This is a genomic window from Burkholderia sp. Bp9142 (assembly GCF_003853415.1).
Taxonomy (GTDB): domain Bacteria; phylum Pseudomonadota; class Gammaproteobacteria; order Burkholderiales; family Burkholderiaceae; genus Burkholderia.
The window spans coordinates 179,839-185,838 of record NZ_QTPP01000013.1; the positions used below are offsets into that span (position 1 = coordinate 179,839).

Genomic DNA, 6,000 nt, shown 5'->3' on the forward strand with positions numbered 1-6,000 from the left:
ACTGCGCCAAGCGCTCGCGGCACCGGGACGGCCGCACGGCATGCGCGGTTGCCGCGCCTGTCGAACCTGTCGCGTGTCGTCGTTGCCGATCGTCAAGCGCGCGAGGCTCGTGCCGGTGGCCGGGTCGTCCCGTGCATCGCGCCGTCAATGGCGCGACTTGCGGTCGCGGCCTGAGCCGCTGCCGGGTTCGGGATCGCGCGCGGGTGGCTGCGTCGGCGTGACGGTCCGCTGCTCCGGATGCAGCACCAACCCCGTAGCGTGCTCGTCGTCGCGGCGCACGCGCACGCGGTTCTCGACGTCGCGCACGCACATGCAGCCGTCGGCGATGTCCTCGATGTCGTACTTCATCCAGCGCGACGGCACGGTGCCGTCGAGTTCGACGCAGCCGTCGTGCACCTGCACGGTAACGTCGCTCACGTCGATGTCGAGCGCATACGTGAGCCGCTCGCAGACGTCCTCGCGAATCCGCTCGTCCGTGCGCGTATAGCCCTTCGGCCCGCTGCGATGGCGCATTGCCTCGCGCCGCGGATCGCCACCGACGCGCGACGGGGCGGCCGCGTCGGGGCCGTGCGGATCGTCGCGCTCGCCGCCGTACCACGCCATCCGGTGATGGCCGCGGAACCCCGGCTGGTCGCCGCCGTAGCGTCCTTCGCGGCCTTCACCCTGACGACCGGGGTTGCCGTAGCCTCGCTCGGCTTCCCATGCGGGATCGCGCCGACGCTGCTCGGCCAACGAGCGTGCCGAACGTTCGCTCCACTCGCTACCCCAGTCCTCCGGGCCGACGTCCTCGCTCGCGAAACGCCGATAGGCGGATGCATAGTCGGCATCGAGCCGCCCGGATTCGTCGCCCCGATACTCGCGCACGCCGGCGCCCCGGTACGCGCGTTCGCTGCGTTCCTGCCAGTCGGGCGAGCCGCTCCGTTCGGTTTGCCGTCCGGGATATCGTCGTTGCATGATGTCTCTCCTCGATCTCACCTGTGCCGCGCACCGCCCGATGCCGCGTCGCGGCGCGCGTCGGTCGAGTCGTTGCAAATCGCGTGCCGCGTGCGGAATCGGCGCGAGCTCGCGTGCGACGCGAGGGCGGGCCGTCGTCGAACGTCCTGATTCCGTGCACGCGATCAAGCGTCCCTGGCCGGACGCCCCTGGCCGGGTGCTCCTATCTGCAACGCGATTGCAGTTTTTGCGCAGATCGCGGCCGCGCCGCGACGCTACACGTCGCCCGCACCCCGTTTTTCGGGGGCGTCCGGTTCGTCGGTGCCGCCTGGTTCGCTCAGCCGTTCCGTGCGGTCCGGCTCGATGTCGGCCCCCTCCTCGAGCCCCGCATCTCCGTCCGCCGACGCACGCTCGCCGGTGCCCGCTCGGTCCGTATCGCTGTCGAGCGATGCGTCGCCGCGCTCCAGCGCGTGCGCGTCGAGCGGCGAATCGACGTCGAACGGATAGCGCCGTGCGCCGGCCGTGTCGCTACCGCTGTCTGACGAGTCGCTCGGCCCCAGCGCGCGGCCGTCGCGGCCGCGGCGTGCGTTGTCATCGTCCGGGCCGGCCGGTTCGTTGTCAGGGCTCAGTGTGCTGTTCATGGCGGGGTCCTCGTGTGGCGTCAAGCCGCCGCGCCTGGCGGGCTGCGGCGTGTGCGCGTCACGCGACGGGGCAATCGACATGCCAGGCGGCCGGCAATCGCGTCGCGATCTGCCCGGTCGGAGCCGGATCCGATCCGGGTGACGCGCGGCACAGGCAATGCGCACCCATTGATCAGGCGAATCGAGTTCCCTTACGCTTGCGAAGCGTTCGAAGGGATCCATCCGATTTGAATCAGCATCGTCGCCGCCGGCTCGGCCAGTGGCGGCGGCAGGGCGCGCTTCGTGCGCCCGCATTTGACTGGCCGTTCCGATGAAAAAAGACGCCACTTCCGATCCTCACCCGCCGCTCGGGCCAGCCGACGCGCGGGACCTGCTACACCGCTTCGCCGAGTTCCGCTTCGAAACCGTCGTGGGCGCAATCAGCGATTACGCAGTCTTCATGCTCGACCCGCACGGCAACGTCGCCACGTGGAACCGCGGCGCGGAACGCATCAAGGGCTATCGCGCCGCCGAGATCGTCGGCAACCATTTCTCGCGCTTCTACCCGCCCGACCTGGCCTTGGCCGGCCGGCCCGCGTTCGGGCTCCGGCAGGCCGTCACGCATGGCCACTTCGAGGACGAAGGCTGGCGCGTGCGCAAGGACGGCACGCTGTTCTGGGCCAACGTGACGATCACGGCCGTGCGCGACCAGGAGGGAGCGCTGGCCGGCTTCATCAAGATCACGCGCGACATGACGGAGCGCAAGCGGCTCGCGGAACTCGAAGCGTCGACGCACCGGCTGAGCGTGTTCATCGCGATGCTCGCGCACGAATTGCGCAACCATCTCGCGCCGCTGCGCCACTCGGTCGGCGTGTTGCAGAGCCTGCCCGATCCGGCGCCGCCACTCGCGCAATGCCGCGACGCCGTGCATCGCCAGGTCGGACAACTGACGCGGCTCGTCGACGACCTGCTCGACGTCGGGCGCATCACGGCCGGCAAGGTCGAGCTCGACAACGCGCCGGTGACGGTGCGCGACGTCGTGTGCCGCGGTGTGGAGGGCATCCAGCCGACGCTGGCCGCGCACGAACAGAACATTCGCGTCGACCTGCCGGCCAATCCGGTGGTGGTGCGCGGCGACGCCGTGCGGCTCGTGCAGGTGCTGCACAACCTGCTCGACAACGCGTCGAAATGCTCGCCGTGTGGCGCGCGCATCGACGTCGGCGCCAGTGTCGAAGGCGCTGTCGTCGCAATTCGCGTAACCGATCACGGCGTCGGCATCGACGCCGGCTCGCTCGAATCGATCTTCGATTTGTTCGAGCAGGAAGGCGTGCCGGGCCGGCGCCCGTCCGACGGCTTCGGCCTCGGTCTCGCGATCTGCCGGTCGTTCGTCGAGCTGCATGGCGGGAGGATTTCCGCCGAAAGCGACGGCCCCGGCCGCGGCGCGACGTTCACGGTGCGGTTGCCGATCGAGCACGCGGCGCGCATGATGCCCGTCGACACGCCGGTGCCGCACGCCCCCGAGCAGCCGGCCGGTGCGCCGCTGCGCATCGTTGTCGTCGACGACAACTGCGACTCCGCCGACACGCTCGCCGTGCTGCTGCAGGTCAAGGGCCACGCGCCGCGCGTCGCGTACAACGCGCAGGATGCGCTGGCGCTCGCGCGCGACACCATTCCGCACCTGATGCTCATCGACCTGTCGATGCCCGACGTCGACGGCTTCACGCTGCTGTGCGAACTCCGCACGATCGGCGCGCTGGCCGGCGTGACCTGCGTCGCACTGTCCGGTCATGCGCGCCCTGCCGACCTTGCACGCACCTCGAGCGAGGGCTTCGACGATCACCTCGTGAAGCCGGTGGAGATGGCGGTGCTCGACGCGCTGTTGCAGCGCGTCGCGCGCAAGGTTCACGGCACGCCGTAGCCGCTGATGCCAACGCGCATCGCGCCGCATGCGCGCATCGCGCACACCCCCGCCGTGCGACCACGCTGCGGCGCACCATCGCGCCCGATTCACTCATGCACCGCACCCTGCCGTTCGAGCGCCTCTTCCGCCCGCAGGCAGTCGAGATCGCGGCCGATCGTCGCGACCGCGAGCCGCGCATTGCCGCGCCAGTACGTCACCGAACCGTCATGCGCGCGCAGGTCGCCGTCGATCTCGACGCGGTCCCACTGCTCCGCATGTCCCACATAGCGGACCGTCAGGTCGTAGTGCTGGGTCCAGAAGAACGGCACCGCGTCGAACGGCCGCCGCTGGCCGAGCATGTTGCGCGCCGCGGCGATGCCCTGCCGCTGCGCGACGACCCAGTGCTCGACGCGAATGCGCTCGCCCGTCAACGGATCGGGCCAGCGCGCGATGTCGCCGGCCGCGTAGATGTCCGGTGCGCTCGTCTGCAGGAAACGGTCGACCGTCATGCCGCGATCGACGGCCAGGCCGGCGTCCTGCGCGAGCGCGACGTTCGGATGCACGCCGATGCCGACCACCACGACGTCGGCCGGCAGCACGTCGCCGTTCGACAGCGACACGTTGTCCGGTGCGATCTGCGCGAGCGTCGCGCCGAGATGGAATGTCACGCCGTGCGACTCGTGCAGCACGCGGATCGTGTCGCCGAGCGCTTCGCCGAGCACGTGCGCCATCGGATGCGCATCGGGCGCGACCACCTGCACGTCAAGCCCGCGCGTGCGCAGCGCGGCGGCCGCTTCGAGGCCGATGAAGCTCGCGCCGGCCACGACGCAGCGCTGCGCCGTCTTCAGCTTGCCGATCAGCGCATCGCAATCGGCGCGCGAGCGCAGCACGCACACGTGCGGCAGATCGGCGCCCGGCACGGTCAGCCGGTTCGGCTCGGCCCCGGTCGCAAGCAGCAGCGCGCCGTAGCCGATGCGGCTGCCGTCCGCGAGTTCGACCGCGTGCTGCACGGGATCGATCCGCGCGACGCGCGTGCCGCAGCGCACGTCAATGCGCTGGCCGGTATAGAACGACGCGCCGCGCAACGGCAGCCAGTCGGCTTCGGCCGTGCCGGCCAGATAATCCTTCGACAGGTTCGGCCGGTCGTACGGCGGCTCGCTGTCCGCGCTCAGCAGCGTGATCGCGTGCGGATAGCCTTCCTGCCGCAGCGTCACGGCCGCCGCGATCGCGGCCGCGCCGCCGCCGACGATCACCACCGAGTCGGGCAGCCCGCCCGTCTTCAATGCGGGCGGTGATGCAGCGGGCCGCGCATCGAGCACGACCGCGCGGCCGTCGCGGCGCTCGACGCGCCAGCACGGCAGGCCGTCGAGCGCCGGCGCACGCTGCAGTTCCCCGGTGCGCAGACAGAACGCCGCGTGATGCCACGGGCAGCGGATCGTGTCGCCGACCAGCAGCCCGTCGGCCAGCGGCGCGCCGTAGTGCGGGCACTGCGCGCCCACGGCAAACAATTCGTCGGCGCGGCGCACCAGCAGCACCGTTGCGTCGCCGACCTGGCCCTCGATCATCGCGCCGTCGGCGATGTCGTCGAGCGCGATGCCCTGCGCGAGATCGGGACGTGAAGACGAGGCGTCGCTTCCTGACATGGCGTGACTCCCGAGGTGTGAGGTGACGATCCCATTATCGGCGTCCGTCCTGAAAAGAACAGGTACAGACGCCCCCGCAGCGCACGCAAACACGGACCGTGGCCGGGATGCGGTCCACGACCGGCATGGGACGTCATCAACGTTGCGGTGCAACACGCGCGGGATGCGCGTGCGGAGGTATCTGGCGGCCCGGGCAATCCGCGTGCCGTCAGTCCATGCAGGATGCCGCGAGCTTGCCGACCGTGACGATCGCCTGCTCGATCCCGGGCGACCACGGGCTGCTGTAGTTCAGCCGGATGAAATTGCGATAGGTATCCGCGATCGAGAACATGTAGCCGGGGCCGATCGTGATCCCCTGCTCCAGCGCGAGCTGGTACAGCCGCATCGCATCGACCTGCGCCGGCAACTCGACCCACAGCACGTAACCGCCGGCCGGGCTCGAGATGCGCGTGCCCTCCGGGAAGAACCGCGACACCATCGCGCGCATCAGGTTCGCCTGCTGCGCATACGCCTTGCGAATCCGCCGCAGGTGATGTTCGTAACCGTCGCGTTCGAGAAACTCGGCGATCGCGAGCTGCGGTGGCGACGGCGTCGCCAGCGTGTTCAGGAATTTCAGCTTCTCGACCTGCTCGCGATACCGGCCCGGCAACGCCCAGCCGATCCGGTAGGCCGCCGTCAGGCTCTTCGAGAACGATGCACAGTGCAACACGATCCCGTTGCGGTCATAGGACTTCAGCGCGCTCGGGTGCGCATTGCCGAAATACAGTTCGTTATACACACCGTTCTCGATCACCGGCATGTCCGATTTAGTTGCGAACTCAACCAGCTCGCGCTTGCGCTCGTCGGGCATCTGGAAGCCGAGCGGGTTCTGGAAGTTCGGCATCACCATGCATGCGGCGATCGG

General features: G+C 69.8%; 5 protein-coding genes. 1 reads left to right on the forward strand and 4 read right to left on the reverse strand.

The features are described from left to right. Positions 1-144: 144 nt before the first annotated feature. Positions 145-954 carry a BON domain-containing protein gene (locus DIE22_RS17370; RefSeq protein ID WP_124497765.1) on the reverse strand — a complete coding sequence of 270 codons (810 nt, stop codon included), beginning with the start codon at positions 952-954 and terminating at the stop codon, positions 145-147. A 254-nt stretch (positions 955-1,208) separates the two neighbouring features. Continuing rightward, positions 1,209-1,574, reverse strand: a complete 366-nt coding sequence (locus DIE22_RS17375; RefSeq protein ID WP_124605648.1) for a chemotaxis protein — start codon at positions 1,572-1,574, stop codon at positions 1,209-1,211. Between the two features lie 310 nt (positions 1,575-1,884). Here DIE22_RS17375 and DIE22_RS17380 point away from each other — a divergent pair, with 310 nt between their 5' ends. Continuing rightward, entirely contained in the window at positions 1,885-3,471 is a 1,587-nt protein-coding gene (locus tag DIE22_RS17380; protein ID WP_124605649.1) for an ATP-binding protein, read from the forward strand. A gap of 89 nt (positions 3,472-3,560) precedes the next feature. Here the strand turns inward: DIE22_RS17380 and DIE22_RS17385 are convergent, their stop codons facing one another. Both DIE22_RS17385 and DIE22_RS17390 read right to left on the reverse strand, forming a co-directional pair. Then, the gene (locus DIE22_RS17385; protein WP_124605650.1) at positions 3,561-5,096 is read right to left on the reverse strand and encodes an FAD-dependent oxidoreductase; all 1,536 of its coding nucleotides are present in this window, start codon (positions 5,094-5,096) and stop codon (positions 3,561-3,563) included. Positions 5,097-5,304: 208 nt separating this feature from the next. After that, positions 5,305-6,000 (reverse strand): PLP-dependent aminotransferase family protein (locus tag DIE22_RS17390; protein WP_148093199.1); only part of this gene is annotated, 696 nt, incomplete at its 5' end.

What these genes read in the sequence shown, in the direction of transcription:
- DIE22_RS17370 (WP_124497765.1), bottom strand. Translation starts at nt 954, where the DNA reads ATGCAACGACGATATCCCGGACGGCAAACCGAACGGAGCGGCTCGCCC.
- DIE22_RS17375 (WP_124605648.1), bottom strand. Translation starts at nt 1,574, where the DNA reads ATGAACAGCACACTGAGCCCTGACAACGAACCGGCCGGCCCGGACGAT.
- DIE22_RS17380 (WP_124605649.1), top strand. Translation starts at nt 1,885, where the DNA reads ATGAAAAAAGACGCCACTTCCGATCCTCACCCGCCGCTCGGGCCAGCC.
- DIE22_RS17385 (WP_124605650.1), bottom strand. Translation starts at nt 5,096, where the DNA reads ATGTCAGGAAGCGACGCCTCGTCTTCACGTCCCGATCTCGCGCAGGGC.